The following is a 25,761-nucleotide window of genomic DNA, read 5'->3' as shown; positions in this document are numbered from 1 at the left end:
GTGTTCAGCCCGTCACGGCCGGCTTGAGCACTTCCTCGCACCACTGCCGGAACGTCGTCGGCGTCGTCGACCCGGGGGTGCGCGGCTCGGCGTTGTCCAGGCCCCTGTTCTTCGCCTCGAACATGTCGACCAGTGCCTGTGCCATCCCCTCGCTCCCGAAGCCGGTCATGCGCTCCCTGAACGCCGCGCCGGTGATCTGCCGGTAGCCGACCTCGGTGCCGGGCACCGCGGAGACGGTCCGGGCTATGTCGTCCGGCGACAGGTCCTCGGGACCGAGGCAGGCGACCTCGCCGGACCTCGTCCAGGTGGTGTCGAGCAGCAGCCGTACGGCGGTCGCGGCGATGTCCGGGCGGCCACGGCCGGATCCTTCAGATCCGGGTCGGCCATCATGAAGAACAGGCCCTGCTCCCTGATCGCCCCGACCTGGTCGAGCAGGTTGTGCATGAACGACGGGCAGGCCACCGCCCGGAAGTTCACCCCTGACGCGGCGATCAGGTCGCCCATCGCCCGCGAGGAGGTCGCCGCACCTGCGTGCTCCGCGAGCGGTGTGCCACGGCCCAGCGCCGTGACGGCGACGACCCGCCGGACGCCGTGCCGGGCGAACGCCCGCGCCGCGGGACGGGTGAAGTCGGCATAGGGCGCGTCGGCGGTCGGTGCGTCCGCGTCGTCCGGCGCCGGCCAGAAGACCGCCTCCGCGTCCGCGCAGGCCCGGTCGATCACGGCCTCGTCCCCGTGCGAGCCCTCGACGATCTCGGCCCGCTCCCGACCCCGGGGGCGAGCCGCGAGGCGTCCCGGGTGACCAGACACGGCTTCTCCCCGCGGCCGAGCAGGTCGTCGACGATCAGACGGCCGATGGTGCCGGTGGGTGCGGTGATGACGTACACGTACATGCCTCTCGTCGTGATGGTGCGCGGCGAGCTCGCCCGGGGCCGGTCCGCCGCCCCCGCTCCCGTCGGCGAGCACCACCGTCCGCGGCACACCGCCCCGAGCCATGCAAGGACGAGCAGCAAATCATTGCCGCATGCGCAAAGACGCAGCTCAGGAGGGCGACCTTGATCGATCTCAATCTGCTGCGGGTCCCGGGCGCCCTGCTTGAGGAGAACAGCGTGACGCGGGCCGCCGAGCGCCTCGGCACCTCGCCCGCGGCGGTCAGCCGCACCCTCGCCCGGCTGCGCCGGGCCGTCGGCGACCCGCTGCTGGTGCGTGCAGGGCAGGGCCTGGTCCCCACCCCGCGCGCCCTCCAACCCTGCGCCCAGGCCGCCGAGTTGCCGCGCGGCTGCGACGACGTCCTGCGGCCGGGCGCCGGCTTCGGCCCCGTCCGTCTCCGGCGCACCTTCACCGTGCAGACCACCGAACCGCTCCTCGTGGGCCTGGCCGGCACCCTCGCCGACCACGTCCACGCCGAGGCCCCGCACGTGGACGTCGTCTTCGTGCCGGAGGCGCTGGAGGGCGGTGCCGCGCTGCGCCGGGGCCTGGTCGACGTCGAACTGGGCGTCCTCGGCCACCTGGACCCCGAGATCCGCACTCGCCGGCTCACCCGCAAGACCCTGGTCGGCGTCGCCCGCGCCGGACACCCGCTTCTCCAGGGGCGGATCACCGTCCGCCGGTTCGCCGCCGCCGGTCACATCGGCATCTCCCGGCACGGAGGACGCCTCGGCCCCATCGACCGCGCCCTCGACGGACTCGGCCTCCCACGCCGTATCGCCGTCGTCGTCCCCAGTCACATCAGCGCGATGATGCCAGCCCGCACCGCCGACCTCGTCGCGCTCACCGTCGCCGGCTGGCTCGACGACACCATCGAGGCGCTGGGCCTGCGCACCTTCCCGATCCCGCTCGACCTGGATCCCCTCGACTTCGGCATGGCCTGGCACCCGCGCAACTCGACCGACCCGGGCCACCGCTGGTTCCGCGACCGGCTGGCGTCGGCGGTCACGGCCACCGTCCCCACGGAGGCCGTCCCCCGCCACGGCTGACGTGGGGTGGCGGGGCGCCAGGGTCTCGGCCGCGCGGAGCGACGGGGACCGACGTGGGGTGACGCGGCCGAGATGGCGTCAGCTTCGGGGTTCCAGAGGTCTGTTCCTCTGGCAGCGGGGTCGCCCGCTGTCCCCCTAGTTGTCATGCGCACGAATGCTTTCGTTCAGCGCGCGGGACGTCCGCCCGTGGGAGCTTCCGAAGGCCAGACCGTTCACGAGACCACTGTGGCAAGGGAGTCCGCGCATGACCGGAGCACCATCGCCCGACCGTCGCCGCTTTCTGACCGCCGGTGCCGCCGTCCTCACGGCCGCCGCATCCGCCCAGCTCTGGCTGCCCGCCTCGGCACAGGCGGCCGAAACCCCCCTGCCCGACGGCGTGTTCAGCCTGGGTGTCGCCTCCGGCGACCCGCTCCCCGACGGCATCGTGCTCTGGACCCGGCTGGCCCCCGACCCCCTCGACGGCGGCGGCATGCCCGACACCGTCGTCCCCGTCGCCTGGGAGGTCGCCGAGGACGAGCGGTTCCGCCGGGCCGTCCGCCGGGGCACCGCCCACGCCCGGCCCGAGTACGGGCACAGCGTGCACGTGGACGTACGAGGACTGCGCCCCGGCCGCACCTACTGGTACCGCTTCCGCGCCGGCGGCCGGATCTCCCCGGCCGGCCGCACCCGTACCGCACCCCACCCCCACGCCGCCGGGGGCTCCCTGCGCATGGCCCTCGCCTCCTGCCAGAACTGGCAGCACGGCTACTTCACCCCGTACGCCGACATGCTCGCCCAGGACCCCGACGTCGTCATCTTCGTCGGCGACTACATCTACGAGTCCACACCGTCCTCGGCCGGCCCGCGCCGCCACGAGGGGACCGGAGAGCCCTACACCCTGGCGCAGTACCGCAACCGCTACGCCCAGTACCGCAGCGATCCCGACCTCGCCGCGATGCACGCGAACGCGCCCTGGGTGGTCACCTTCGACGACCACGAGGTCGACAACGACTGGGCCGGCCAGGTCCCGCAGGACCCCGACAAGCAGTCCCACGACGCGTTCGTCGCCCGGCTGACCGCCGCCTTCCGGGCCTACTACGAACACATGCCGGTCCGCGCCACCGCGATCCCCGACGGACCGCACATCCAGATGTACCGCCGCCTGGAGTTCGGCCGCCTCGCCCGGCTCAACGTCCTCGACACCCGGCAGTTCCGCAGCGACCAGGTCACCGGCCAGGCGGCCGCCGAGGACCCCTCCCTCACCATGCTCGGCGCCGCGCAGAAGCGGTGGCTCCTGGACGGTCTGCACCGTTCACCGGCCCGCTGGAACCTGATCGCCTCGCAGATCATGATGGCCGAGACCGACATCCTGCCCGGTGACGGAAAACTCTGGTACTACGACGCCTGGGACGGCTACCAGGCCGAGCGCAACGCCCTGCTGGGCGAGTTCGCCTCGATCCGCAATCCCGTCGTGCTCAGCGGCGACCGGCACCTCACGATGATCAGCGACCTGAAGAAGGACTTCGCCGACCCGTCGTCGGACGTGGTCGGCGCCGAGTTCGTCGGCACCTCCGTCTCCAGCAACGGTGACCAGGACCAGGCCGCCTTCCACGCCCAGTTCGACCCGCTGAAGCCCGACAACCCGCACTGGAAGGTCATCGACGCCCACCGCGGCTACCACCTCTTCGACATCCGCCGCGACGGCATCGACGCGCGCGTGCGGGTCGTCGACACCGTCGTCAGGCCGCAGGCCACCGCGAGCACCTTCGCGTCCCTGCGTGTCGAGTCGGACGAGCCGGGCGTACAGGCCGTCTGACGGGCGCGTCCGGCATGCGGTCCCCGTGACGGGCGAACCGGGCGCGCCGACAGTGAAGTCCGTGGAACGGGAGCCTGGGACTCATCTGTGTCCCAGGCTTCTCTCAGGTGAACCCAAGGTGAACCTCTTACCTTTCGTTGACCATGGAGACGGACTGCACGAGAGGCGAAGCCCGGTGAACAACGCCCCCCTAGGCCCCCTAGACCCCCTAGGCTCCGTGAGCCCCACCGGTCCCCTGGTCGCCGTGCCCGCAGGCACCCGCCTGCTGCACATCGGCCCGCACAAGACCGGCACCACGGCCGTCCAGGGCGCCCTGTTCGCCGCGAAAGGCAAGCTGCCCGAGCACGGCGTGGAGTTCCCGGCGACCAGCCGGCACCCCATGGAGGCCGCCCTGGCCGCCTGCGCCCGGCCCGCGATGATGGGCGACATCGCGCCCACCGAGAAGCACTGGACACGACTGATCGGGCAGGTCGAGGCCACCGGCTCCCGGACCTCCGTGATCAGCAGCGAGTTCTTCGCCGACGCCTGCGACGACGAGACCGCCGCCCGCGTCGTCGAGCAGCTCGGCGGCGACCGCGTCCACGTCCTCGTCACCCTGCGCCCGATCGCCCGGATCATGCCCTCGCAGTGGCAGCAGTACGTGCAGAACGGGCTGCGCATGGGGTACGAGGACTGGCTGGACCACATGCTGCGCAAGGCCCCCTGCGAGAAGCCCACCCCCAGCTTCTGGCGCCGGCACCGGCACGACCGGCTCGTCGAACGCTGGATCCGGGCGGTCGGCGCCGACCGGCTCACCGTCGTCGTGGTCGACGACCGCGACCGTGACGGCCTGATGCGCACCTTCGAGGCGCTGCTCGGCCTGCCCGAAAACCTCCTCCGGCCCGTCCCGGACACGGCGAACCGCTCCCTGACCCTCGCCGAGACGGAAATGCTGCGAAAGCTCAACGTGGAATTCCGTGGCAATGGGCTGCCGGACGAGCTCTATTCCAAGCTCGTCCGCAACGGTGCCGTCATGCATATGAAGAACACGTGCAGTCCCACCGCCGAGGACGTGAAGATCTCCACCCCCGACTGGGCCGCCGAGGCCGCCGGCCGCATCGGCGCGGAGATGGTGGAACGCATCAGCGCCACGGGCGTCCGCGTCGTCGGCGACCCGTCCCTGCTCTCCGCCGATCCCCGGCAGCGCACAGGGGTCGCCGGCCCGGCCGTCGCGGAGGCCCGCATCGCGCCGGAGGTCGCCGCCCAGGCCCTGTACGGCGCACTCGCCGCGGCGGCCGCGGCCCCGGTGCGCCACACCGCAGAGGCGAAATCCCGCACGGTGCACCAGACGTCGTCGAAGGAACTCATACGGGTGCTGGGGCACCGATGTCTGAAGAAGCTGCGACGGGGCTGAGCCGGTCCCGTGTGCGGACAGCCTGGTTGCGGCAAAGGGTCCCGAGCGGGTCGAGTCAGCTGTGCTAAGGCGTGCACACTGCACGTCTTAGCACAGCTGTGACGTGCCACGCATCACTCACAGCAATCGGAATGACTTGTGCAGTTACTCACAGCAAATTCACGGAACTTTCTTGTATGCCTGAGGGGCGACGCCCATCACCAGCGCCGCAAGGTGAATGAAAGGTTGCGGGCACATATGCACCGGACGGCGCTCACCTTGCACACCGGTAACCGGAAGTGGGACCATTTCCAGGTTCCCTGATGCCCCAAGGTAGGTCACCTGTGTCACAGCACATAGCCAAGCCCCGAACCACCGCAGTGATCCTGGCCGGTGGCACCGGCCAGCGGGTGGGTCTGTCGATCCCCAAGCAGTTGCTGAAGATCGCCGGCAAGGCAGTCATCGAGCACACCCTGACCACCTTCGAGAAGGCCGACTCGATCGACGACATCATCGTGCTGATGGCGCCGGGCTACGTCCCCGACGTCGAGAAGATCGTCGCCAAGGCCGGGTTCACGAAGATCAAGAAGATCATCGAGGGCGGCAACACGCGGAACGAGACCACCGAGCGCGCCATCGCGGCCCTCGGCGAGGGCCTGGCCGAGGGTGACGACCTCAACGTCCTCTTCCACGACGCCGTACGCCCCCTGCTGTCGCAGCGCGTCATCGACGACTGCGTGGCCGCACTGGAGCGCTACCAGGCCGTGGACGTCGCCATCCCGTCCGCCGACACCATCATCGTCACGCGGACGCACGGCCAGGACGGCGAGTTCATCACCGAGATCCCGGACCGCTCCCGGCTGCGCCGCGGCCAGACTCCGCAGGCGTTCAAGCTGTCCACGATCAAGCGGGCCTACCAGGTCGCCGACGGCGACCCGAACTTCCAGGCCACCGACGACTGCTCCGTCGTCCTCAAGTACCTGCCGGACGTGCCGATCCACGTCGTCGCGGGCGACGAGTACAACATGAAGGTCACTCAGCCCGTCGACGTCTTCATCGCCGACAAGCTCTTCCAGCTCGCCTCCACGGCCGCGCCCGAGCAGAACGGCGAGGACGACTACCGCGCGCTGCTCACCAACAAGACCATGGTGATCTTCGGCGGTTCGTACGGCATCGGCAAGGACATCGGTGAACTCGCCGAGTCCTACGGCGCGAACGTCTACGCCCTGGGCCGCTCCACCACCGGCACCCACGTGGAGAACCCGGAGGAGGTCGACGACGCGCTCTCCAAGGCGTACGCCGAGACCGGCCGGATCGACTACGTCGTCAACACGGCGGGCGTGCTGCGCATCGGCAAGCTCGCCGAGACCGACAACGCCACCATCGAGGAGGCGCTGAAGGTCAACTACCTGGCCCCGGTGCAGATCGCCCGCTCCAGCTACAAGTACCTCGCCGAGACCAAGGGCCAGCTGCTGCTCTACACCTCCAGCAGCTACACCCGCGGCCGCGCCGAGTACAGCCTCTACTCCTCGACCAAGGCCGCCATGGTGAACCTCACCCAGGCGCTGTCCGACGAGTGGGCCGGCGACGCCATCCGCGTCAACTGCATCAACCCCGAGCGCACCGCCACCCCGATGCGCACCAAGGCGTTCGGCCAGGAGCCGTCGGGCTCGCTGCTCTCCTCCGAGGCCGTCGCCCGCACCTCCCTCGACGTGCTGCTGTCCGAACTCACCGGCCATGTCATCGACGTCCGCCAGCAGGATCCGACGGCCGCCGCCGGTCAGGCCTCCGGGTTCGAGCAGGCGCTGGCCAGTGTCCTGGACCGACAGGACGGCGTGGCATAATCGACGTCCCTTAGTCATCTGTAATTCAGGCCTCTGTGGCTGCGCGTTCGCGGAGCAATCACAGGGGCCTGAACCGTAAGAATCCCCGATCGACAACCATCCAGATTGCCCGCAAGGTCAATTCCGGCCTTTTTGTCAGCAAAAGGTTCTCCGTGATATCCACCGCTATTCGCGTCGCCCGGGTGGGCAGCGCGGCCGAGCTGGCCGCGGCGGCACTCATGATGCTGGGCTTCCCCGTCCTCATGGTCGCCGCGCTCGTCCCGAGCGTCTACGCCTTCGCGGCCGCGGCCGCCGTCACGTACCTGGCGGACCACTACCTGCACCGCAAGGGCAGCTACCTCATCAACCGCCTGAGCAAGGTCCGGGCCGGTCTGTCGATCCGGTTCCTGATCCGGCAGCTGCTGCTGATCCTGCTGCTGGCCCGGATGGCCCTGTCGAACGACCTGATCTTCTACGGCGCGATCGCCTGCTTCATCGCCTTCTACGGCCTGCAGGCCCCGCACGGCGCGCTCGTCCAGCTGATCCGCAACCGCCGCCGGATGCCGGTCGCCACCCGCAACGTCGACCTGAAGTCCCGCATCCGGATCCCGGACGCCCCGCCGCAGGGACTGCTGGACCGCTCCGCGGAGAAGATGCTCCACCTCGACCTCGCGGCCGTCGTCGGCCTGCTCGTGTCGGCGATCACGGACAACGCGATCGCCGGTTTCGTCGGCATCGGCCTCACCCTCGCCCTGGGCTGCCTGTACGTCCTGGTACTGATGCCTTACGTGCGCGGCCGCAAGACCCCGCCGGACGCGGACGCGGTGCTCGCGGCCGTCGACGACTGGATGAGCCAGTACAAGCCCGAGACCGTGCTGTACTTCTCCGGCTCCAAGGACGCCGCCTACCAGGTCAACATGTGGCTGGAGACCATGGAACAGCTGGACTCCCGCCCACTGGTCCTGCTGCGCGAGCGGGTCATCCTGCAGAACCTCGCCCCGACCACGGTCCCCGTCATCTGCGTGCCCGGCGGTGTACACCTGATGAACCTGGACCTCGCCACGGTCCGTGTCGCCCTCTACGCGGCCAACGTCGGCAAGAACATCCACCTGCTGCGCGTGCCCACCATGAAGCACGTCTTCATCGGCCACGGCGACAGCGACAAGCTGGCCAGCGTCAACCCGTTCAGCAAGGTCTACGACGAGGTGTGGACCGCGGGCCGCGCGGGCCGCGACCGCTACGCCATCGCCGACGTCGGTGTCCGCGACGACGACATCGTCGAGGTCGGCCGCCCGCAGCTGGCCCCCATCCAGAGCCGTCCGGCCGCCGCCGCCGAGGACCGCTGCCCCACCATCCTCTACGCGCCCACCTGGGAGGGCTGGGACGGCAACCCCGGCAACACCTCCCTGGTTCTCGCCGGCGAGAACATCGTGAAGAAGCTGGTCAAGGCGGACCCGCCGGTCCGCGTCCTCTACAAGCCGCACCCCTTCACCGGCACCGTCAGCGCCAAGGCCGGCGCCGCCCACCGGCGCGTCACCGCCCTCCTGGAGAAGGCCGCCGCCAAGCGCGCCACCGACCCCCGCTTCACCGCCGACACGGCCGCCCAGACGGCGGCACAGGCCGACCTGACGCGGATCGAGGCCCGCCTGGCCGAGCTGGCCGGCGTCGGCGGCGAGAAGCGCGACGAGGCCGAGGCCAGCCGGGACGACGTCGTCGACCTGCAGAAGCACGAGGAGATCGCGCGGCTTCGGGCCGAGTGGAACGACGCCCACTGGCGTTCCTTCCCCGACCACCAGCACCGGGTCGTCACCGGCGCCGAACCGCGCCTGTACGACTGCTTCAACGTCTCCGACGCGATGGTCTCCGACATCTCCAGCGTCGTCTCCGACTTCATCGCCAGCGGCAAGCCGTACGCCGTCACCGACTCCGCCGAAGTCGGCGAGGAGGAGTTCAAGCGGGCGAACACCGCCGTGCGCGCCGCCGTGATCCTCTCCAACAGCGCCAGGGAACTGGACGCCCTGCTGGACGCCGTACGCGACCCGTCGGCCGATCCCCTGGCACTGGAACGGGACGAACTCAAGCAGTACCTGCTGGGACCGGACGAGCCGACCTCCATCGAACAGTTCAACGCCGCGGTCGCCGCGCTCGCCCGCAAGGCCGAGACCCGCAACCTGGGCCAGGAAGCCCGGATCGCGGCCGGTGACCCCGAGGCGGCCGAACTCGCCGAGGTGCTGCCCGGCGACCCGGTGAAGGCCGCCGGAGAGGCCGAGGGCACGCCGACCGGCTGACCGCTCGCACCACGCCGCCGACGGGCTCGGTCCCGGGAGGAATCCCGGGACCGAGCCCGTCGGCATTTCTCCGGGCGTCACGTCTTACCTCTGCTTGGTCATGGGCGCCGTTCTTCTTACCCATGCTTCGCAGTCTTCGGTGAGCAGCTCTTACCGGGCGTCCGTACTGTCCGACGTAACCCGCTGTACACCGCACGGCTTGCTGCTCGTCATGTGACGTGTATCACTGGAGGGGCGCCCCAAGGCAACCGGTTGCGCCGGTCGGTCATCTGACACGTTGCGATCGAGATGACGCAGGGGGAACGCATCATTGACTAGGGGGAAATGTGACCGTCGCTACGCAGCCTGATGTGACTGTGATCATCGGGGCGTACGAAGCGATGCCGTATCTCGTCGAATGCCTGGCCTCCGTCGAGCGCCAGACCCTCGACCCGGCACGCATGGAGGTCATCGCGGTCGACGACGGCTCGACCGACGGCACGGGGGAGTACCTGGAGGAGTTCGCGGCCCGCGCGGCCATGCCGGTGACCGTGATCCGACAGGAGAACTCCGGCGGCCCCAGCGGTCCCCGCAACGTCGGCCTCGGCAAGGCGGCCGGCCGGTACGTGTTCTTCCTGGACGCCGACGACCGGCTCGGCCCCGAGGCCCTCGCGCGCATGGTCGCCATGGCCGACAAGAACAGCACGGACGTCGTCCTCGGCAAGGTCGAGGGGATCAACCGCAAACCCCCGCGGTCCATGTGGGGCAAGACGCTCGACCGTACCGACGTCTTCTCCTCCAACGTCAAGTTCACGCTCAGTGCGCAGAAGCTGTTCCGCCGCGCGCTTCTCGAACAGCACGGCATGCGTTTCGACGAGTCCCTGTGGACCGGCGAGGACGCGCTGTTCACCATGGAGGCCTACCTGCGCGCCGACGGCGTCTCCGTGGTCGCCGACTACCCCTGCTACTACCTGGTCGGCCGCGAGGACGGCAAACACGTCACCAAGAGCGGCAGCTACACCCTCCGCTTCGACTCGGCACGCGCCTTGATGAACCTGATCGCCGACATGGTCCCCGCCGGACCGCGTCGTGACGCACTCATGGTCCGGCCCTTCCTGGTCACCCTGCTCCCGCAGTTCGGCCCCAGGTTCCTCAAGGACAGCGACGAAGTGCGCGGCAGGAAAATGGAGCTGGCCAAGCCGCTGATGGACGCCCACTGGAATCCGGAGATCGCCCGCCGGCTCAGGGTCCACGAACGGCTGCGGCTCCACCTGGTCGCCGTACAGCGCCCCGACCTCCTCCTGGACGTCGTCGAGTTCGTACGCGCCAAGAAGCAGGCCGGGGCCCTCGTGGAGAAGCGCGGCACCCGCGTCTACTTCGCCTACCCGCACTTCCGCGCCAGGGCGGCGGGCGTTCCCGACTGGATCTACCTCGCCGAGCCCCGCGAGGCCCGCACCGTCGCGGGCTACCGCGAGGACGCGGCCAACACCTTCCTGCGGCGCGCCCTGCGCAGGCTCCGCAGATCGCTGCCGACCCGGGAGGTCAAAGCGGCGGCGGCCTGACCGAGCGCCGGGCGTCCGGCCCGGCGCCTACTGGCCCGACCCCAGCGCCCGCCGTATCGGCCTGCCCACGGCCCGCCGGGCCCGCCGGTAGACCGAGGCCTGCGGCGGCACGGCGGCCGCCTTGGCACGGGCTCCCGAGCGCGCCAGTTCCTTCTGCAGCCGGGCGTTGTCCAGCGACAGTTCGTCGATACGGCTGTGCAGCCAGCCGAACCGCCCGCTCAGCGAGGCGATGTCCGCCTCGTTCCAGGGGCGGATGCCCGCCGGGAACGCCAGCGCGCGCATCCGCTCGTCGAAGGCGGCGCCGCCGTCGCCGTGCGTGAAGGTGTTCTGCAGACCGTTGCGGTCGAGGAACCCGGTGAACCGCTCGAAGCGCTCCCGGTGGCCGCCGACCAGCCCGCCGAAGTCCGCCTCCGCGTACAGCTTCGCCGGGTCCGCCGAATCGAGGTCCTTGACCGCCTGGTCCAGCCGTCGGTGCGGAATCTCGAAGTAACGGCACAGCTCCAGCGTCCGCGAGTCACCGCACAGCACGGTGGCCGGCGTGCCGGCGAGCAGCGCCGCGATGTTGCCGTGGATGCGCGAACCGAAGGAGAAGTCGAAGGAACGCAGGTCGTCGATCCAGGTGAGGGGATCGACGTAGACCCGCACCTTGTCCTCGCGGAACATCGGGTGGTCCGGATGCGTCGGCATCGCGGTCACCGCGGCGTTCGGGTCCGACAGGTCCCGCCAGTGCAACTGCCGCGCGTCACTGAGGTTCTGGCCCACGAACCGCAGGTGCGGGTAGCGCTCGTGGGTGCGTGTGATGATCCGGTCCAGGCCCTGCGCGCGTACCGCGCTGTGCGAGCCGTTGATCGCGATCCGCGACTCCGGCGTCAACTCCAGCGCCTTCTTGTGCACCTGAAGCTGGTCGCCGTACAGGAACAGGGAAGGACAGCCGATGGTCTCGACGTCCTTGAATCCCATGTCCTTCAGGTACTGCTCGGTGAACTCGCCCCGCACACCGATCGACGCGCTGCGCTCCAGTACCGCCGCGCAGAAGTCCCGCACGGTCGGCTCGATGCGCTTGAGCCGGTCCGGGTTGTAGCCGACTCCGGTCTGCGCGCCCACGCCGAGCACGACCACCGGGATCTTCAGCTTCGAGATCAGCCGGGTCATCCGCTTCAACGCGCTCTCGAAGGACGGGCGGAAGGCGTTGGCCAGCGGGATGACGAAGGCGTCGTACTCCTCGTTGATCCGTCCGGCGGCGGAGACATCGGAGGGCATGCCGTTGGAGACGACCTCGGTGCCCGGAGTCTCGAGAATCTTGTGCGCGGCATCGCTGAAGATCAGGTTGCCCGAGTTGGTGGCTATGACGTCCCGGTGCAGGGCTTCCTCGACGCTGATGGCGTCGTAGGGACTTTTGCCCGACCTGAGCAGAATGCGCTTCACGCTGCGATCTTTAGATGACACAAACTTCAAGTTAACTTTAAGTTCGTTTCAATTTCCATGGACAGTCAACACAACTTTTTTGCCGTGTTCGGTACGTGATCATAGGACTACGCACCGCCGTGGCCGTCGTGGCATCCGGACGGCGTCCGTGCCGTGTCCGGAGGCTGGACGGGGCGGCCGGACGACGGTCCCGTTCGCGTAGATTGCTGCCACGCGCAAGGAAGTGGGTACAGGACGTGGCAACCGCAAGGCAGGCCGTGAGCGAGGCCCGCAGGATCGTCGTCAAAGTGGGCTCCTCCTCGCTGACCACAGCCTCCGGCGGCCTCGACGCCGACCGGGTCGACGCACTCGTCGACGTCCTCGCCAAGAGCCGCGGCGGGGAGAAGGAAGTCGTCCTCGTCTCCTCGGGAGCGATCGCCGCCGGCCTCGCCCCGCTCGGCCTGCGCCGCAGGCCCAGGGACCTGGCCCGTCAGCAGGCCGCCGCCAGCGTCGGCCAGGGACTGCTCGTCGCCCGCTACACCGCCTCCTTCGCCCGCTACGGAGTCCGGGTCGGCCAGGTCCTGCTCACCTCCGACGACATGAGCCGCCGCGCCCACCACCGCAACGCCTCCCGCACCCTCGACAAACTCCTGGCGATGGGCGCCCTCCCGGTCGTCAACGAGAACGACACCGTCGCCACCGACGAGATCCGCTTCGGCGACAACGACCGTCTCGCCGCCCTCGTCGCCCACCTCGTCCACGCCGACCTCCTGGTGCTGCTCTCCGACGTCGACGGCGTCTACGACGGTGACCCGAGCAGGCCCGGCACCTCGCGGATAGCGGAGGTCAGGCGCCCGGAGGACCTCGCGGGCGTCGAGATCGGCAGCGCCGGGAAGGCGGGCGTCGGCACCGGCGGCATGGTCACCAAAGTGGAAGCCGCCCGGATCGCCGCCGCCGCGGGCGTCCCCGTCGTCCTCACCAGCACCGTGCGCGCCGCCGACGCGCTCTGCGGCGGCGACACCGGCACCTACTTCCATCCCACCGGCAAACGGTCCGCAGACCGTCTCCTGTGGCTTCAGCACGCCTCCACCCCGCAGGGCTCCCTCACCCTCGACGACGGCGCCGTCCGTGCCGTCGTCGAAGGCCGGAAGTCACTGCTGCCCGCCGGGATCGCCGCCGTGGAGGGCGAGTTCGCCGCGGGTGACCCGGTCGAACTGCGCGACGCCCGGGGCCGCGCGGTCGCCCGGGGCCTGGTCAGCTTCGACGCCAAGGAGATCCCCCAGCTGATCGGGCGTTCGACCAGGGAGCTGGCGCGCGAACTGGGCCCGGCGTACGAGCGGGAGGTCGTACACAGGGACGACCTGGTGATCCTCCACCCGTAAAAACGGGGCATAACGACGGACCCCGGTGGGGGACGTTCCGTAAAACCGCCACGCGAACTCTTGCGGCCTGCTCAACTTTGTCTCAGGACCACGTTTCGCACGAGCACAGCTGAAGGAGGCCGTCGTGAGACGAGTGCGCCCTGGGGCTGCGGCGTCCCGCGGTGCTCTGACGAGCGTCGCGGCCGGGGACACCTACGAGGAGCCGAAGGACCTGCCCCGTCTGTGGCACGTCACCCTCAGCGTCTGCGGTGCCGAGGTCCCCCTGCCGGAACTGCGCCGCGGCCTCGAGCAACTGGCCCACGACCACCCGTTCCTCCTCACCAGCCGGTACGCGTGCGACCACGCCGAGATCCGCTACTGGGAAGAGGCCCGCGACCTCCACGACGCCGCCGCCGTGGCCCTGCGCCTGTGGGGCGAGCACCGCCAGACCGCCGGACTGCCGGCCTGGGAGATCGTCGGCCTCGAAGTCATCGACCGCACCACCTACCACCAGCGGATCGCCGAGGGCTACGGTCCGCCACCGGCGACACCGGTCGGTATCCACCCGTTCTGACGATGACCGTGAATGCCCCCTTTTGACTCCGTCTCGCGGTGTGGAACAACCCATGAACGGGCCGCCCGCGCGCACTACCCTTCCCCCATGACCACGCTCTCGCCGTACGACGCCATGTCCCCGGTCACCCAGGCCGCCTACCGTGCCAAGGCCGCCGCCGCCGACCTCGCGCCGCTGCCGCGTGCCGGGAAGGACGACGCGCTGCTCGCCATCGCGGACGCGCTGGAGGTCCGTACGAGCGAGATCGTCGAGGCCAATGCCAAGGACATCGCCAAGGCCCGCGAGAACGGCACCAGCGAGTCCGTCGTCGACCGCCTCACCCTCACCCCGGAGCGGGTCCGTGCCATCGCCTCCGACGTCCGTGACGTCGCGAAGCTGCCCGACCCGGTCGGCGAGGTGGTCCGCGGCTCCACCCTCCCCAACGGCATCGACCTGCGCCAGGTCCGCGTCCCGCTCGGCGTCGTCGGCATCATCTACGAGGCCCGCCCGAACGTCACCGTCGACGCGGCGGCACTGTGCCTCAAGTCCGGCAACGCCGTCCTGCTGCGCGGCTCCGCCTCCGCCCACGAGTCGAACGCCGCCCTCGTCCGCGTCCTGCGCGACGCCGTCGGCGGCGCCGGGCTGCCCGCCGACGCCGTCCAGCTGGTGCCCGGAGAGGGACGTGAGTCCGTCCACGAGCTGATGCGCGCCCGCGGCCTGGTCGACGTGCTCATCCCGCGCGGCGGCGCCTCCCTCATCCAGACCGTCGTCATGGAGTCCAAGGTCCCCGTCATCGAGACCGGCACCGGCAACTGCCACGTCTACGTCGACGCGCACGCCGACATCGACATGGCGATCGACATCCTGATCAACTCAAAGGCACAGCGGGTCAGCGTCTGCAACTCCGCCGAGACCCTCCTCGTGCACCAGGACATCGCCGCCGAATTCCTGCCGCGCGCGCTGGAGGCCCTCGCCGCGGCCGGCGTCACCGTGCACGGCGACGAACGCGTCCTCGCCCACGCCAAGGACTCCAAGGCGACCGTGGTCGAGGCCGTCCCGGAGGACTGGGAGACCGAGTACCTGTCGTACGACATCGCCGCCGCCGTCGTCGACTCCCTCGACCGGGCCGTCGAGCACATCCGGCTGTGGACCTCCGGGCACACCGAGGCGATCATCACCACCTCCCAGCAGGCGGCCCGCCGCTTCACACAGCTGGTCGACTCCACCACCGTCGCCGTGAACGCCTCCACCCGTTTCACCGACGGCGGCCAGTTCGGCTTCGGCGCCGAGATCGGCATCTCCACGCAGAAGCTGCACGCCCGCGGCCCCATGGGCCTGCCGGAGCTGACCAGTACCAAGTACATCGTCACCGGCGACGGTCACATCCGCCGCTGACACCCGTACGGCCCAACCGCGCTCGCTCTACGGCGTGCGGGCGCGCGGAGGGGGCGTACGCGGCCCCCCGCGGGCGTGAGGGGTGTCTCACGAGGCCTACGAATTTCCATACCGTCTGCCCAAATTGACCCCCCAGGTCTACTCTGGACCCGTGCCGGAGGACGTGGGGGGCACGCCGTTCCCTGACGGCTGGGAGCCCGACGACGACCATGACCGCGGGATGTCGGACGAAGAGTTCGACGCCGTGGTCTTCGACGAGGCCTTCGTCAAGGCGGCCGTGATCCACGAGCCGACCGCCGTGGAGCGTCTCCTGGCCGCAGCACAGGCCAGAGCCGAGGCCTCCGAGGCCGAGGCCCGCCGTGCCCGGGCCACAGGCGAGCGCTACGGCCCCGACGGCCACGACGTCGGCCACAGCGCCGATCTCGACGACCTGGACGACGGCGACGTACTCGAACACCGCTACGGCGCCCCAGGGGCGTACGGCAAGCACGTCCGCTGGCACCGCCCCGTGGCCTGGGTGCTCGCCGTCGTCATGGGCATCGGCATGGTCGCGCTGGCCTTCGCGGCGGTCTACCGCGGCGCCTCCTCAGGCGGCAGCCGCGACCAGGTGCCCCGGCCCCCCACCACGGGCCTGGAACAGCAAGGCACCGCGGCGGCACCCTCCGCGTCCGCCGAGTACTCCCGTCCGGCCCAGTCGGCGGTCTCCGCGGTCCCGCACACCCCCTGAGCGGCCATTGCCCGTTCTGGTGAGAACCTGTCAGAAGTTGTCGTGTAGCAGGGCGTTTACCTGAGGCTCCCGAGACCTACTCTGAGAGTATGGGCGGGCCTGCGGACCCACCTGAGGGGACACCCGAGGGCGGCCCCGTGGGTGGAGAGGACGAGTACCGATCCGTCGTCTTCGACGAATCGTTCGTCCGCGCTGCCCGCCTCCAGGAGTCCTCCGCGCGCGAACGCATGTCCGACCACGCGCCCGCCGTACGCCGCCGCCCGCCCCTGCGCCGGGGCCTCACACGGCAGGCCCTGATCCTCGTCCTGCTGATCCTCGTCGCCTTCGGTACCGCGGTCTACATGGGTGTCCGCCACCCCTACGGCACCCAGGAGGCCCAGCAGCCCGTCGAGCCGCTGCGGATGACCGTCGTCCCGCTCGCTCCCCAGGGCAAAGTGCCCGGCGCCACCGACGCCGAGACCCTGTTCGCGCACAGCCCCGCCGCGAAGTACGAGGTCGGCGCCGAGGGGATACCGCTGCCGGCCGTCCGCAGCACCTCGCACTTCTCCGACAGCCAGGTCGTCACCGCCCTGACCACGGCCAAGGACTACATCGTCCGCTCCGCGCTCTACCCCGAGGTCCTCGACAGCAGCGAGGTACGGCCCGCCCGTGTCCTGCTCGACCCCGGACAGCTCGACCAGTTCGACCAGAGCCTCGACCACCCCGCGTCCGACGGCCGGCACGCGCCCACCGGATGGCTGGTCCGTTTCGACCCCACCCGTGCCGAACTTGCCGATCCGCGGATCCGCGTGCAGGGAAGCATGCAGGCCGCCGAGACGGACTCGGCCACCCTGGAGGTCACCGCCGACCACACCCTCGTCTACGCGCTGCGGGCCACCGGCGCACCGGCCGGCTCCCAGGTCTCCCTGTTCACCGTCCGCCGCGAGCTGACCTTCCGCTTCGACCGGGACGACCTGCGGCTGCGTCAGGCCCAGCTGGTCGCCTCCTACGTCCAGGCCGGGCCGCTGTCCTGCGCCGAGGACTCCGCCGATCACCTGCGGCCGCTGCTGGCCGGCGAGACGGCCAGGGCGGGCGGCCCGGCGGGCACCGACCCGTACGCCACGGACAGTGCCGCCGCCCTGTGCGGGACGCTGGCGGCCGAAGCCGAACCGACGGTCTGACGAGCCCGCCCTGCTCGTCGTCGGTCGCCGCACCCCGTCCCGCGCCGCACCTCGTCCTGCGCCACTTCCCGTCCCGCGGCGGAGCGTCTACTCCCCGTCCCGCGGCGGAGCGTCCTGCGCGGGACCGTCCTCGTCCCGCGCCGGGGTGTCCCGCGGGGGAGCGTCCTTCGCGGAAGCATCCTTGCGGGGCGCCGGGCTCGTGAACCCGTCGAAGCCGCGCTTTACCCGGCCGCCCAGGCCGCCGGCGCCGCCCGCTATGTCCGAGACCAGCTTCATCAGCGGATCCTTGGAACTCTTCACGTCGCTCGCGTAGCTCGCCGCCGACTCCTTGAAGGAGTCGCCGACCGAGGTGTCCTTGTCCGCGTCCCGCCGCGGATAGTGACCGTCCATGATGCGCTGGTAGTCGCGGGACTCGGCCCACTTCTTCAGCTCGGCCGCGCGGACCGTGGTGAAGGGGTGCGAGCGCGGCAGCACGTTGAGGATCTTCAGCACCGAGTCGCGCAGATCGCCCCCGGCCTCGTACTCCTCGGCCTGCTGCAGGAACGCGTCCACGTTCATCTCGTGCAGATGGTTGCCGCCCGCGATCTTCATCAGCCCGCGCATGGAGGCCTGCAGGTCCTGTCCGGCCAGCAGCCCCGCCCGGTCCGCGGACAGCTCCGACTTGCGGAACCACTCCCGCAGCGCCGTCACGATCGCCATGACCGCGAGATTGCCCAGCGGGATCCAGGCGACGCGCAGCGCCAGGTTCGTCAGGAACAGCAGGACCGTCCGGTACACCGAATGCCCGGACAGGGCGTGTCCCACCTCGTGCCCGACGACCGCCCGCATCTCCTCCTCGTCGAGGAGCTCGACGAGCCCGGTGGTGACGACGATGATCGGCTCGTCCAGGCCGATGCACATGGCGTTGGGCTGCGGATCCTGGTTGACGTACATCGGGGGGACCTTCTCCAGGTCCAGGATGTAACAGGCGTCCCGCAGCATGTCGTTCAGGTGTGCGAACTGCTGGTCCGAGACGCGGACCGAGTCGGACAGGAACAGCAGCCTCAGGCTGCGCTCCGGAAGCAGCCCGCTGAGCGCCTTGAAGACCGTGTCGAATCCGCTCAGCTTGCGCAGCGCCACCAGGGCCGAACGGTCGGCCGGATGCTCGTACGCGCGCGAGGAGATCCCCGGGAACCGCCTGCGCTGCCTGCCCGGCACCCGCTCGTGCCCGTGTCGCTCGTGGCCGTCGTCGGACATGTCATCCCCCATGTGCGTGAGTGTGCCCACCATGCCCCCGAAGCAGGGCCCAGCCTAGGCGGAGATACCGTGGTCGGGCAGTACAGCCGAAGGAGTGCCTCATGGAGCACAACCCCCCAGCCGCCTGGCTCACCCAGGCCGCGAGCGCCGCTCAGCAACAAGGCTCGGGCGACCTGCTGCGGGTCGTCCTGATCGTCATGTTCCTGGGCTGCGTGCTGACCGCCTGGTTCCTGCTGCGCGGGTACAGACAGAAGGACGACTGAGCCGCGGGGATCGTTCCCCGCCCCGTGTGACCGACGGAGCCGCCGCGACCGAAGAGCCGGCACGACGGAGCCGGCGAGTCGGCCCGACGGAGGAGTCGGCGTGATCGTCGCCGGGCTGCCCGCATACGATGGGGCGACGTCTTTATCCCGTCCACACGCGATAGGTCCTGCCGCAGATGATGAATCTTCACAGCGCCGCTGCCCAGTTCGTCACCCTCGCCGCCGAAGGCGAGGAGCACGGCGGCAACCACAACAGCCTCAACCCGCTCGTCACCGGTGGTGGCGCGTTCATCGTCCTGATGCTCCTGCTGTGGATCACCACCCGTTTCAACCGCGACCGCTGAGCCGGCGGCCGAGCCCGGCACCCGTCCTCGGGGGCAGGGCCCACGGACCGGGCCGGTAGGGTCTGCACGCATGGGAGAGCAGGACATGCCTACCGGTCCGGCGAACGACGCGGCCGACGCCGCCGACGACACGGTGACGACCCCGCGGTACACACCGGCGGGCCCCGCGCCGACCGGCAAACGCCGCCTCGGTGTCATGGGCGGGACGTTCGACCCGATCCACCACGGACACCTCGTGGCGGCCAGCGAGGTCGCGGCCCAGTTCCACCTCGACGAGGTGGTGTTCGTGCCCACCGGGCAGCCGTGGCAGAAGACCCACCGCAAGGTCTCACCGGCCGAGGACCGCTATCTGATGACGGTGATCGCGACCGCGGAGAACCCGCAGTTCTCCGTCAGCCGTATCGACATCGACCGCGGCGGCCCCACCTACACCGCCGACACGCTGCGCGACCTGCGCGCCCTCAACCTCGACGCCGACCTTTTCTTCATCACCGGCGCCGACGCCCTCGGTCAGATCCTCACCTGGCGCGACTCGGAGGAACTCTTCTCCCTTGCCCACTTCATCGGCTGCACCCGGCCCGGGCACCAACTGACCGACCGCGGTCTCCCGGAGGGCGGCGTCTCGCTGGTGGAGGTTCCCGCGCTCGCCATCTCCTCCACAGACTGCCGTGCGAGAGTCGCCAAGAGCGACCCCATCTGGTACATGGTGCCGGACGGAGTCGTGCGCTACATCGACAAGCGCGAGCTGTACCGCGGCGAGTGAGCCGAGAGGGGCACCGGTGAACGACCGATACGACGCGGGCTACGGCAGCGACCAGTACGAACTCGTCGGGTACGACGAGTACGGGCAGCCGGTGTACCGCCAGATCCCCGCACAACAACAGCAGACGTACGACCCGTACGCCGGACAGGGCTACGGGTACGACCCGTACGCCGACGGCGGCCGGCAGGGCGCGCCCCCGTACGACCCTGCACGGCAGGGCCCACCGGCGTACGACACCGGGCAGCAGGCCCCCGTGCCCCCCGTCCACGACACCGGGCAGCAACCGGTCACGCCCGCCTACGACCCGTACGGCACCGGCGGCCGGCCCGGCTACGACCCCTACGGGCAGGCCGCCACCAGCGGACGGCAGCCCCGGGTCGCCGAGCAGACCGCGCACATCCCGCAGCAGGCCGGACCCGTCCACGAACCCGCCGACCCCCGGCAAGTACCCGGCGACGAACGGGACTACCACACCGGGCAGTTCGCGTTCGTCGAGGCCCCGGACGGTGACTCCGAGGACGTCATCGACTGGCTGAACTTCACCGAGAACCGCACCGAACGCCGAGAAGAGGCCAAGCGCCGCGCCCGAAGCCGCATGATCGCCCTGGTCGTCGTCCTCGCCCTGGTCGCCGGGGGCGGCGCCGGCTACCTCTGGTACGCCGGAATGCTGCCCGGACTGTCCTCCTCCGCCGCCAAGGGCGGTACGACGACGTCCGCGGCCGCGCAGAAACGCGACGTGGTCGTCGTCCACCTGCACAACACCAGCGGCGGCGGCACCTCGACCGCGCTGCTCGTCGACAACACCACCACCAAGCAGGGCACCACCGTGCTGCTGCCCAACTCGCTCGGGATGACCGACGACGACGGCACCACGACGACCCTCGCCAAGTCCGTCGCCGACGACGGCTCCTCCGGGACCCGCGACCAGCTCGACACCGTCCTCGGGACCAACATCGAGGGCACCTGGCGCCTGGACACCCCCTACCTGCAGAACCTGGTCGAACTCGTCGGCAACATCGACATCGACACCAACGCCGACGTGCCCGACCCGGACGCCGAGAAGAAGGGCCAGGCCCCCCTGGTCCACAAGGGCAAGGACCAGACCCTCAGCGGCAAGGCCGCCGTCGCCTACGCCACCTACCGTGCGTCCGGCGAGGCACAGAACGCCCAGCTGGAACGGTTCGGACAGGTCATGCAGGGCGTGCTGCGCAAGATGTCCTCCGACTCCTCGGCCGCCACGGTCACCGTCCAGACCCTCGCGCAGATCCTCGACCCCTCGCTCACCGACAAGGACCTCGGCACCTTCCTCGCCAAGCTCGCCGACCTCGCCAAGGGCGGCGACTACAAGACCGCACTGCTGCCCGTGCAGAGCGACGGCACCCTCAGCGCCCAGACCAGTGCCAGCGTGGTCAAGGACATCCTCGGCGGCACCGCCAAGAGCCCCTCGGCGGACTCCGCGGTCCGGGTCTCCGTCCAGAACGCCACCGGCGTCAAGGGCAACACCGACAAGGCCCGCGTGGTCCTCGTCAACGGCGGCTACACCTTCCTGGAAGGCGGCACGGCCTCCGGCACCCAGGCGGCCTCCAAGGTGCTGTACTCCGACGCCGCCGACAAGGAGAACGCCACCGAGGTCGCGAAGACCCTCGGCCTCGGCACCGGAGCCGTGACCAAGGGCACGGTCGGCTCGGGCGCCGACGTATCGGTCGTCCTCGGCCAGGACTACAAACCGTCCTCCTCCTGAGCCGGCCCGCCGCACCCCACGTGACGCGGTAATCACGTGGGGTGCGCCCGGCGGTCCGTGAGACCCTTGAGGTCAATCGACCGCCGACGGAAAGCCAAGTAGTGACCGCCACCGACCGTTCCCTCGAGCTCATCACCGCCGCCGCCCAGGCGGCCGCCGACAAGCTCGCCCACGACGTCATCGCCTACGACGTCAGCGACGTCCTGTCGATCACGGACGCCTTCCTGCTGGCCTCCGCGCCCAACGACCGCCAGGTCAAGTCGATCGTCGACGAGATCGAGGAACGCCTCCAGAAGGACCTCGGCGTCAAGCCGGTGCGCCGTGAGGGCGACCGGGAGGCCCGCTGGATCCTGCTCGACTACGTCGACATCGTCGTCCACGTCCAGCACAGCGAGGAGCGGGTCTTCTACGCCCTGGAACGGCTGTGGAAGGACTGCCCCGAGATCGAGCTGCCCGCCGACGCCAAGGCCACCCGAGGCAAGGCCGCCGAGCACGCCGAGCTGCAGGCCGCCGAAACCGACAGCGAGCCGGGCAGGGAGTGGTGATGAGCGCCACGGGCGAGGTGACCGACCGCACGGGACGCGGCCGCCGCATCATCCTGTGGCGGCACGGCCAGACCTCCTGGAACGTGGAGCGCCGCTTCCAGGGATCCACCGACGTCGAGCTCACCGGGACCGGGATCGGCCAGGCCCGCCGCGCGGCCCGGCTGCTCGCCTCCCTGGGACCGGACGCGATCGTCTCCTCCGACCTGCGGCGAGCCTCCGACACGGCCGCCCAGCTCGCCGAGCTCACCGGCCTCGACGTGATCCGCGACGAGGCGCTGCGCGAGACCTACGCGGGCGTGTGGCAGGGCCTCACCCATGAGGAGATCATCGCCCGCCACGGTGACGAGTACGCAGCCTGGAAGCGCGGCGAGCCGGTCCGCCGCGGCGGCGGCGAACTGGAGACCGAGGTCGCCGACCGGGCCGCTCCCGTCGTGCTCCGGCACGCCGAGAAACTCCCCGAGGACGGCACCCTCGTGGTCGTCAGCCACGGCGGCACCATCCGCACCACCATCGGCCGACTGCTCGGCCTGGACTCCCACCACTGGGAGAGCCTCGGCGGTCTCACCAACTGCTGCTGGTCCGTGCTCGGCGAGGGCGCCCGCGGCTGGCGGCTCCTGGAGCACAACGCGGGCACCCTCCCGGAGCCCGTCCTCGGCGACGACGACTGAGAGCCCTTTCCGGCCGCCGGCCGGTGACCGTCCGGCCCGCGCACTCCGTGCCGGGACCCGGATTTCACTTTCCGGCAGGTCGCAGGCTAAAGTTCTTCTTGTTCGGCCCGCCGAGAGGAAAGACGGGAAGAACGCGAGGGGCTATAGCTCAGTTGGTAGAGCGCCTGCATGGCATGCAGGAGGTCAGGAGTTCAATTCTCCTTAGCTCCACAGATCGACACTCCACACACTGTCGAGTTGTCAAAGATCGACGAGAGAATCCCGCCCTCTTCAGGGGGCGGGTTTTTTCGTGTTCCATTCCCGAATGATCTCGGCGGCCTCGTCGTCCGTCACCGGCCACAGCCGCTGTCGGCGCTCCCGCAGCAACGCGATCTGCTCCCGCGTCCGTTCGTTCTCCGGCGTGTAGACCACGATCCGCGACTCCGGCATCCCGTCGATCGACAGCGACTGCGACGTCATCCGCAGCTCGCCCACCGCCTCATGACGGAACGTCTTCACCCGCGGCCCCGGCTGCGCCACCGCGCCGCTCGCCCACAACCGGGCGAAGTACGCACTCGTCCCGGACAACGCCCGTATGAACTCCTCCCAGGCCGGCTCGCCGACATGTCTGCCGTAACTGGAGCGCAGGGTCGCCACCATCACCGGCAGTTCACGCTCCCGGTGCACCACCGGGCAGGCCTCCTCCGACACCGTGAACAACGTCCACAGGACGTTCGGAACCCCGATCCGCATCGTCTCCGGCACCAGGAACAGATCCCGGTAGGCCGGATTGGTGGCCAGCACGTCGTACCGCGACGTGTACACCACCGCGGGCAGCGGATCCAGGGCGTCGATGATGCCCTGCACCTCCGCGCCGACCGACCGGGACAGTCCCTCGGGCGCCGCCGCGTACGGCACCTCCGCCAACCGGTACAGATGCTCCCGCTCCGGCGTGTCCAGCCGCAGCGTGCGTGCCACCGCGTCCAGCACCTGCGGCGAGGCGTTGATCGGCCGGCCCTGCTCCAGCCACGTGTACCAGGTCACCCCCACGCCCGACAGCTGGGCGACCTCCTCCCGGCGCAGCCCCGGAGTACGGCGCCGCAGCCCTGGTGGCATCCCCACGTCGGCCGGTGTCACCCGGGCCCGCCTGCTACGCAGGAAAGCGGCCAGCTCAGGCCTGCGGCGGTGTGCTGTCGTCGTCATCATCACGTCCCCCGTCGTCACGTCCTCCATCGTGGGCGCAGCACCCGCCGCCTGCCAGGTGCTGCCAGTACCAGCATCGGCGGGCTCTCCGCACCCGTACCGGATGCTCGCCACGCTCGACACCATGACGACGACATCCCGGACGGGACCAGGTCCCACACCCGCTCGAACCCCTGCGAAAAGTGAAGCACCCGGCACTGACACCCGGCCCCGGCTGCTCCTCGCGGTCGTCCTCGCGGCCCTGTTCATGGCCGTGCTGGACGTCTTCATCGTGAACGTCGCGGCCCCCACCATCGGTTCAGAACTCCACGCCTCCGGCGCCGACCTGCAACTGGTCGTGGCCGGCTACGCCATCACCTACTCCGTGCTGCTGATCACCGGCGCCCGCCTCGGCGACCGGCTCGGCCACGGCCGCGTCCACCTCGCCGGACTGGTGCTGTTCACGGGGGCCTCGCTCGCCTGCGGCCTGGCCCAGGGCGCCACCGAGCTCATCGTGTTCCGGCTGGTGCAGGGTGCCGGATCGGCGGTGATGATCCCGCAGGTCCTCAGCATCATCCAGCGCACCTTCACCGGCGAGGCCCGCGTCCGCGCGCTCGGCGCCTACTCGGCGGTCCTCGCGGTCGGCGCCGCGGCCGGCCAGATCATCGGGGGCGTCCTGGTCGGCGCGGACCTGTTCGGCACCGGCTGGCGGCCGGTGTTCCTCGTCAACGTGCCGGTCGGTGCGGTACTCCTCGTCCTCGGCAGGCGAGTCCTGCCCCGGGACACCGGATCCGGGCCGGAACGTGCGCGCGGCCTGGACCTGCCCGGCCTGGTCCTGCTCGGGGCCGCTGTGTCGCTGCTCACGATTCCGCTGGTGCTCGGCCAGGAGGAGGACTGGCCGCTGTGGTCGTGGCTGTCCCTGACCGCCGCCGTGCTGGTGTTCGCGCTGTTCTGCGGTTATGAGATGCGGCTCGCCCGGCGGGGCGGTGCCCCGATCGTGGCACCCCGGGTGTTGCGCCACCCCGGCATGGGCCTGGCCGTCTTCCGCATCCTCGCCGTCATGGCCGTCAACGCGGGGCTCCTGTTCACCCTCACTCTGCACGTCCAGAGCGGTCTCGGCTACGGCGCGCAGCGCGCCGGACTCACCTTCGCGCCGACCGCCGTGGTCTTCGGCGCGGTCGCCCTCACCTGGCGCAGGTGGCCCAGGGCCTGGCAGCGGGTGCTGACCCCGGCCGGGTTCGCCCTGACCGCGGTGTCCGTCGCAGGCGTCGGGCTCGTCTTCCACGGCGGCGGCGACGGGGGCGCATGGCTCTATGTGGTGTACGCCGGCGTGGGCGCGGGGCTCGCACTCGCCTTCAGTCCCACCCTCACCGCGGCGCTAGCAACGGTGCGTCCCGAGGACGCGGCGGACGCCAGCGGTCTCCTGGCGACCGTCACCCAGCTAGGCCAGCTCATAGGCGTCGCCGCATTCGGCACACTGTTCTTGAACCGGCTTGAGTCACTTGGGGCACCACGGGCGTATACCTCTGCGGAGGCGCTGTCAGCCTGCGCATGGGCGCTTGCCGCGACGGCGGCCGCGGGCGCCGTGTCCGGACTGGTACTGAGGCGTCGCTGACCGTATTGGTCCGGCCGTGGCAGAATCAAACGG

The 25,761-nt window shown here is 70.3% G+C and carries 23 protein-coding genes and 1 tRNA gene; 19 read left to right on the top strand and 5 right to left on the bottom strand.

Annotated features, from left to right (window positions below):
* Positions 1–4: 4 nt before the first annotated feature.
* Both ACZ4O3_RS28985 and ACZ4O3_RS28980 read right to left on the bottom strand, forming a co-directional pair.
* Positions 5–226: a hypothetical protein gene (locus tag ACZ4O3_RS28985; protein WP_362728499.1), complete on the bottom strand. Its 222-nt coding sequence runs from the start codon at positions 224–226 to the stop codon at positions 5–7.
* Positions 227–243: 17 nt separating this feature from the next.
* A complete protein-coding gene (locus ACZ4O3_RS28980; protein WP_467725008.1) occupies positions 244–807 on the bottom strand; it encodes an NAD(P)H-binding protein in 564 nt (187 codons plus the stop codon).
* Positions 808–1,052: 245 nt separating this feature from the next.
* On the opposite strand from ACZ4O3_RS28980, the gene ACZ4O3_RS28975 reads away from it, so the two are divergent.
* The 6 genes from ACZ4O3_RS28975 (at position 1,053) to ACZ4O3_RS28950 (ending at position 10,792) form a co-directional block, all read left to right on the top strand.
* Complete coding sequence (locus ACZ4O3_RS28975) at positions 1,053–1,973, top strand: LysR family transcriptional regulator (RefSeq protein WP_467725007.1); 921 nt, start codon at positions 1,053–1,055, stop codon at positions 1,971–1,973.
* A gap of 244 nt (positions 1,974–2,217) precedes the next feature.
* Positions 2,218–3,768: an alkaline phosphatase D family protein gene (locus tag ACZ4O3_RS28970; RefSeq protein ID WP_467725005.1), complete on the top strand. Its 1,551-nt coding sequence runs from the start codon at positions 2,218–2,220 to the stop codon at positions 3,766–3,768.
* 217 nt (positions 3,769–3,985) lie between these two features.
* Positions 3,986–5,161 (top strand): hypothetical protein, encoded by a 1,176-nt coding sequence (locus tag ACZ4O3_RS28965; protein WP_467725003.1) that lies wholly within the window; start codon positions 3,986–3,988, stop codon positions 5,159–5,161.
* Between the two features lie 323 nt (positions 5,162–5,484).
* Entirely contained in the window at positions 5,485–6,984 is a 1,500-nt protein-coding gene (locus tag ACZ4O3_RS28960; protein WP_362729219.1) for a bifunctional cytidylyltransferase/SDR family oxidoreductase, read from the top strand.
* Between the two features lie 182 nt (positions 6,985–7,166).
* Positions 7,167–9,251 carry a hypothetical protein gene (locus tag ACZ4O3_RS28955; RefSeq protein WP_467725129.1) on the top strand — a complete coding sequence of 695 codons (2,085 nt, stop codon included), beginning with the start codon at positions 7,167–7,169 and terminating at the stop codon, positions 9,249–9,251.
* 380 nt (positions 9,252–9,631) lie between these two features.
* Positions 9,632–10,792: a glycosyltransferase family 2 protein gene (locus ACZ4O3_RS28950; RefSeq protein WP_362732299.1), complete on the top strand. Its 1,161-nt coding sequence runs from the start codon at positions 9,632–9,634 to the stop codon at positions 10,790–10,792.
* A 27-nt stretch (positions 10,793–10,819) separates the two neighbouring features.
* Here ACZ4O3_RS28950 and ACZ4O3_RS28945 read toward each other — a convergent pair whose 3' ends face one another.
* Positions 10,820–12,217, bottom strand: coding sequence for a polysaccharide pyruvyl transferase family protein (locus ACZ4O3_RS28945; protein ID WP_467725001.1), 1,398 nt, complete (start codon positions 12,215–12,217; stop codon positions 10,820–10,822).
* 257 nt (positions 12,218–12,474) lie between these two features.
* Here ACZ4O3_RS28945 and proB point away from each other — a divergent pair, with 257 nt between their 5' ends.
* The 5 genes from proB to ACZ4O3_RS28920 all read left to right on the top strand — a co-directional run bounded on the left by proB (position 12,475) and on the right by ACZ4O3_RS28920 (position 17,392).
* Positions 12,475–13,578: a glutamate 5-kinase gene (proB, locus tag ACZ4O3_RS28940; RefSeq protein ID WP_467725128.1), complete on the top strand. Its 1,104-nt coding sequence runs from the start codon at positions 12,475–12,477 to the stop codon at positions 13,576–13,578.
* A gap of 124 nt (positions 13,579–13,702) precedes the next feature.
* The gene (locus ACZ4O3_RS28935) at positions 13,703–14,131 is read left to right on the top strand and encodes a hypothetical protein (RefSeq protein WP_189261483.1); all 429 of its coding nucleotides are present in this window, start codon (positions 13,703–13,705) and stop codon (positions 14,129–14,131) included.
* Between the two features lie 87 nt (positions 14,132–14,218).
* Positions 14,219–15,505, top strand: coding sequence for a glutamate-5-semialdehyde dehydrogenase (locus ACZ4O3_RS28930; protein WP_467725000.1), 1,287 nt, complete (start codon positions 14,219–14,221; stop codon positions 15,503–15,505).
* A gap of 151 nt (positions 15,506–15,656) precedes the next feature.
* Positions 15,657–16,232, top strand: coding sequence for an SCO2584 family spore wall biosynthesis protein (locus tag ACZ4O3_RS28925; protein ID WP_467724998.1), 576 nt, complete (start codon positions 15,657–15,659; stop codon positions 16,230–16,232).
* Between the two features lie 89 nt (positions 16,233–16,321).
* Positions 16,322–17,392, top strand: a complete 1,071-nt coding sequence (locus ACZ4O3_RS28920) for an SCO2583 family membrane protein (RefSeq protein WP_362714695.1) — start codon at positions 16,322–16,324, stop codon at positions 17,390–17,392.
* Between the two features lie 87 nt (positions 17,393–17,479).
* Here the strand turns inward: ACZ4O3_RS28920 and ACZ4O3_RS28915 are convergent, their stop codons facing one another.
* Positions 17,480–18,628: a M48 family metallopeptidase gene (locus ACZ4O3_RS28915; protein ID WP_362714722.1), complete on the bottom strand. Its 1,149-nt coding sequence runs from the start codon at positions 18,626–18,628 to the stop codon at positions 17,480–17,482.
* 101 nt (positions 18,629–18,729) lie between these two features.
* On the opposite strand from ACZ4O3_RS28915, the gene ACZ4O3_RS28910 reads away from it, so the two are divergent.
* The 7 genes from ACZ4O3_RS28910 to ACZ4O3_RS28880 all read left to right on the top strand — a co-directional run bounded on the left by ACZ4O3_RS28910 (position 18,730) and on the right by ACZ4O3_RS28880 (position 23,162).
* On the top strand, positions 18,730–18,891 hold the full coding sequence (locus ACZ4O3_RS28910) for a hypothetical protein (RefSeq protein WP_362714693.1): 162 nt from the start codon (positions 18,730–18,732) through the stop codon (positions 18,889–18,891).
* A gap of 176 nt (positions 18,892–19,067) precedes the next feature.
* The gene (locus tag ACZ4O3_RS28905; protein WP_362714724.1) at positions 19,068–19,235 is read left to right on the top strand and encodes a hypothetical protein; all 168 of its coding nucleotides are present in this window, start codon (positions 19,068–19,070) and stop codon (positions 19,233–19,235) included.
* Between the two features lie 70 nt (positions 19,236–19,305).
* On the top strand, positions 19,306–19,998 hold the full coding sequence (gene nadD / locus ACZ4O3_RS28900; RefSeq protein ID WP_362714691.1) for a nicotinate-nucleotide adenylyltransferase: 693 nt from the start codon (positions 19,306–19,308) through the stop codon (positions 19,996–19,998).
* A gap of 16 nt (positions 19,999–20,014) precedes the next feature.
* Positions 20,015–21,739: an LCP family protein gene (locus tag ACZ4O3_RS28895; protein WP_467724996.1), complete on the top strand. Its 1,725-nt coding sequence runs from the start codon at positions 20,015–20,017 to the stop codon at positions 21,737–21,739.
* A gap of 101 nt (positions 21,740–21,840) precedes the next feature.
* Positions 21,841–22,284: a ribosome silencing factor gene (rsfS, locus tag ACZ4O3_RS28890; protein WP_362714685.1), complete on the top strand. Its 444-nt coding sequence runs from the start codon at positions 21,841–21,843 to the stop codon at positions 22,282–22,284.
* Positions 22,284–22,952: a histidine phosphatase family protein gene (locus tag ACZ4O3_RS28885; protein ID WP_362714682.1), complete on the top strand. Its 669-nt coding sequence runs from the start codon at positions 22,284–22,286 to the stop codon at positions 22,950–22,952. The genes rsfS and ACZ4O3_RS28885 overlap by 1 nt, the downstream gene beginning before the upstream one ends.
* A gap of 137 nt (positions 22,953–23,089) precedes the next feature.
* Positions 23,090–23,162 (top strand) — tRNA-Ala (locus tag ACZ4O3_RS28880).
* 60 nt (positions 23,163–23,222) lie between these two features.
* Here the strand turns inward: ACZ4O3_RS28880 and ACZ4O3_RS28875 are convergent.
* Complete coding sequence (locus tag ACZ4O3_RS28875; RefSeq protein ID WP_362714719.1) at positions 23,223–24,164, bottom strand: helix-turn-helix transcriptional regulator; 942 nt, start codon at positions 24,162–24,164, stop codon at positions 23,223–23,225.
* 94 nt (positions 24,165–24,258) lie between these two features.
* Between ACZ4O3_RS28875 and ACZ4O3_RS28870 the strand changes: the two genes are divergently transcribed.
* On the top strand, positions 24,259–25,728 hold the full coding sequence (locus ACZ4O3_RS28870) for an MFS transporter (RefSeq protein ID WP_467724994.1): 1,470 nt from the start codon (positions 24,259–24,261) through the stop codon (positions 25,726–25,728).
* The last annotated feature ends 33 nt before the right edge of the window (positions 25,729–25,761 follow it).

The sequence above is a fragment of the Streptomyces sp. NPDC026515 genome (genome assembly GCF_055567595.1).
This window is presented reverse-complemented; position numbering and strand designations above follow the sequence as displayed.

Coding starts and splice junctions, on each gene's coding strand:
- ACZ4O3_RS28970 (WP_467725005.1), top strand. CDS start 2,218: ATGACCGGAGCACCATCGCCCGACCGTCGCCGCTTTCTGACCGCCGGT.
- ACZ4O3_RS28950 (WP_362732299.1), top strand. CDS start 9,632: ATGCCGTATCTCGTCGAATGCCTGGCCTCCGTCGAGCGCCAGACCCTC.
- ACZ4O3_RS28930 (WP_467725000.1), top strand. CDS start 14,219: ATGACCACGCTCTCGCCGTACGACGCCATGTCCCCGGTCACCCAGGCC.
- ACZ4O3_RS28920 (WP_362714695.1), top strand. CDS start 16,322: ATGGGCGGGCCTGCGGACCCACCTGAGGGGACACCCGAGGGCGGCCCC.
- ACZ4O3_RS28915 (WP_362714722.1), bottom strand. CDS start 18,628: ATGTCCGACGACGGCCACGAGCGACACGGGCACGAGCGGGTGCCGGGC.
- ACZ4O3_RS28910 (WP_362714693.1), top strand. CDS start 18,730: ATGGAGCACAACCCCCCAGCCGCCTGGCTCACCCAGGCCGCGAGCGCC.
- ACZ4O3_RS28905 (WP_362714724.1), top strand. CDS start 19,068: ATGATGAATCTTCACAGCGCCGCTGCCCAGTTCGTCACCCTCGCCGCC.
- nadD (WP_362714691.1), top strand. CDS start 19,306: ATGGGAGAGCAGGACATGCCTACCGGTCCGGCGAACGACGCGGCCGAC.
- ACZ4O3_RS28885 (WP_362714682.1), top strand. CDS start 22,284: ATGAGCGCCACGGGCGAGGTGACCGACCGCACGGGACGCGGCCGCCGC.
- ACZ4O3_RS28875 (WP_362714719.1), bottom strand. CDS start 24,164: ATGGAGGACGTGACGACGGGGGACGTGATGATGACGACGACAGCACAC.
- ACZ4O3_RS28870 (WP_467724994.1), top strand. CDS start 24,259: ATGACGACGACATCCCGGACGGGACCAGGTCCCACACCCGCTCGAACC.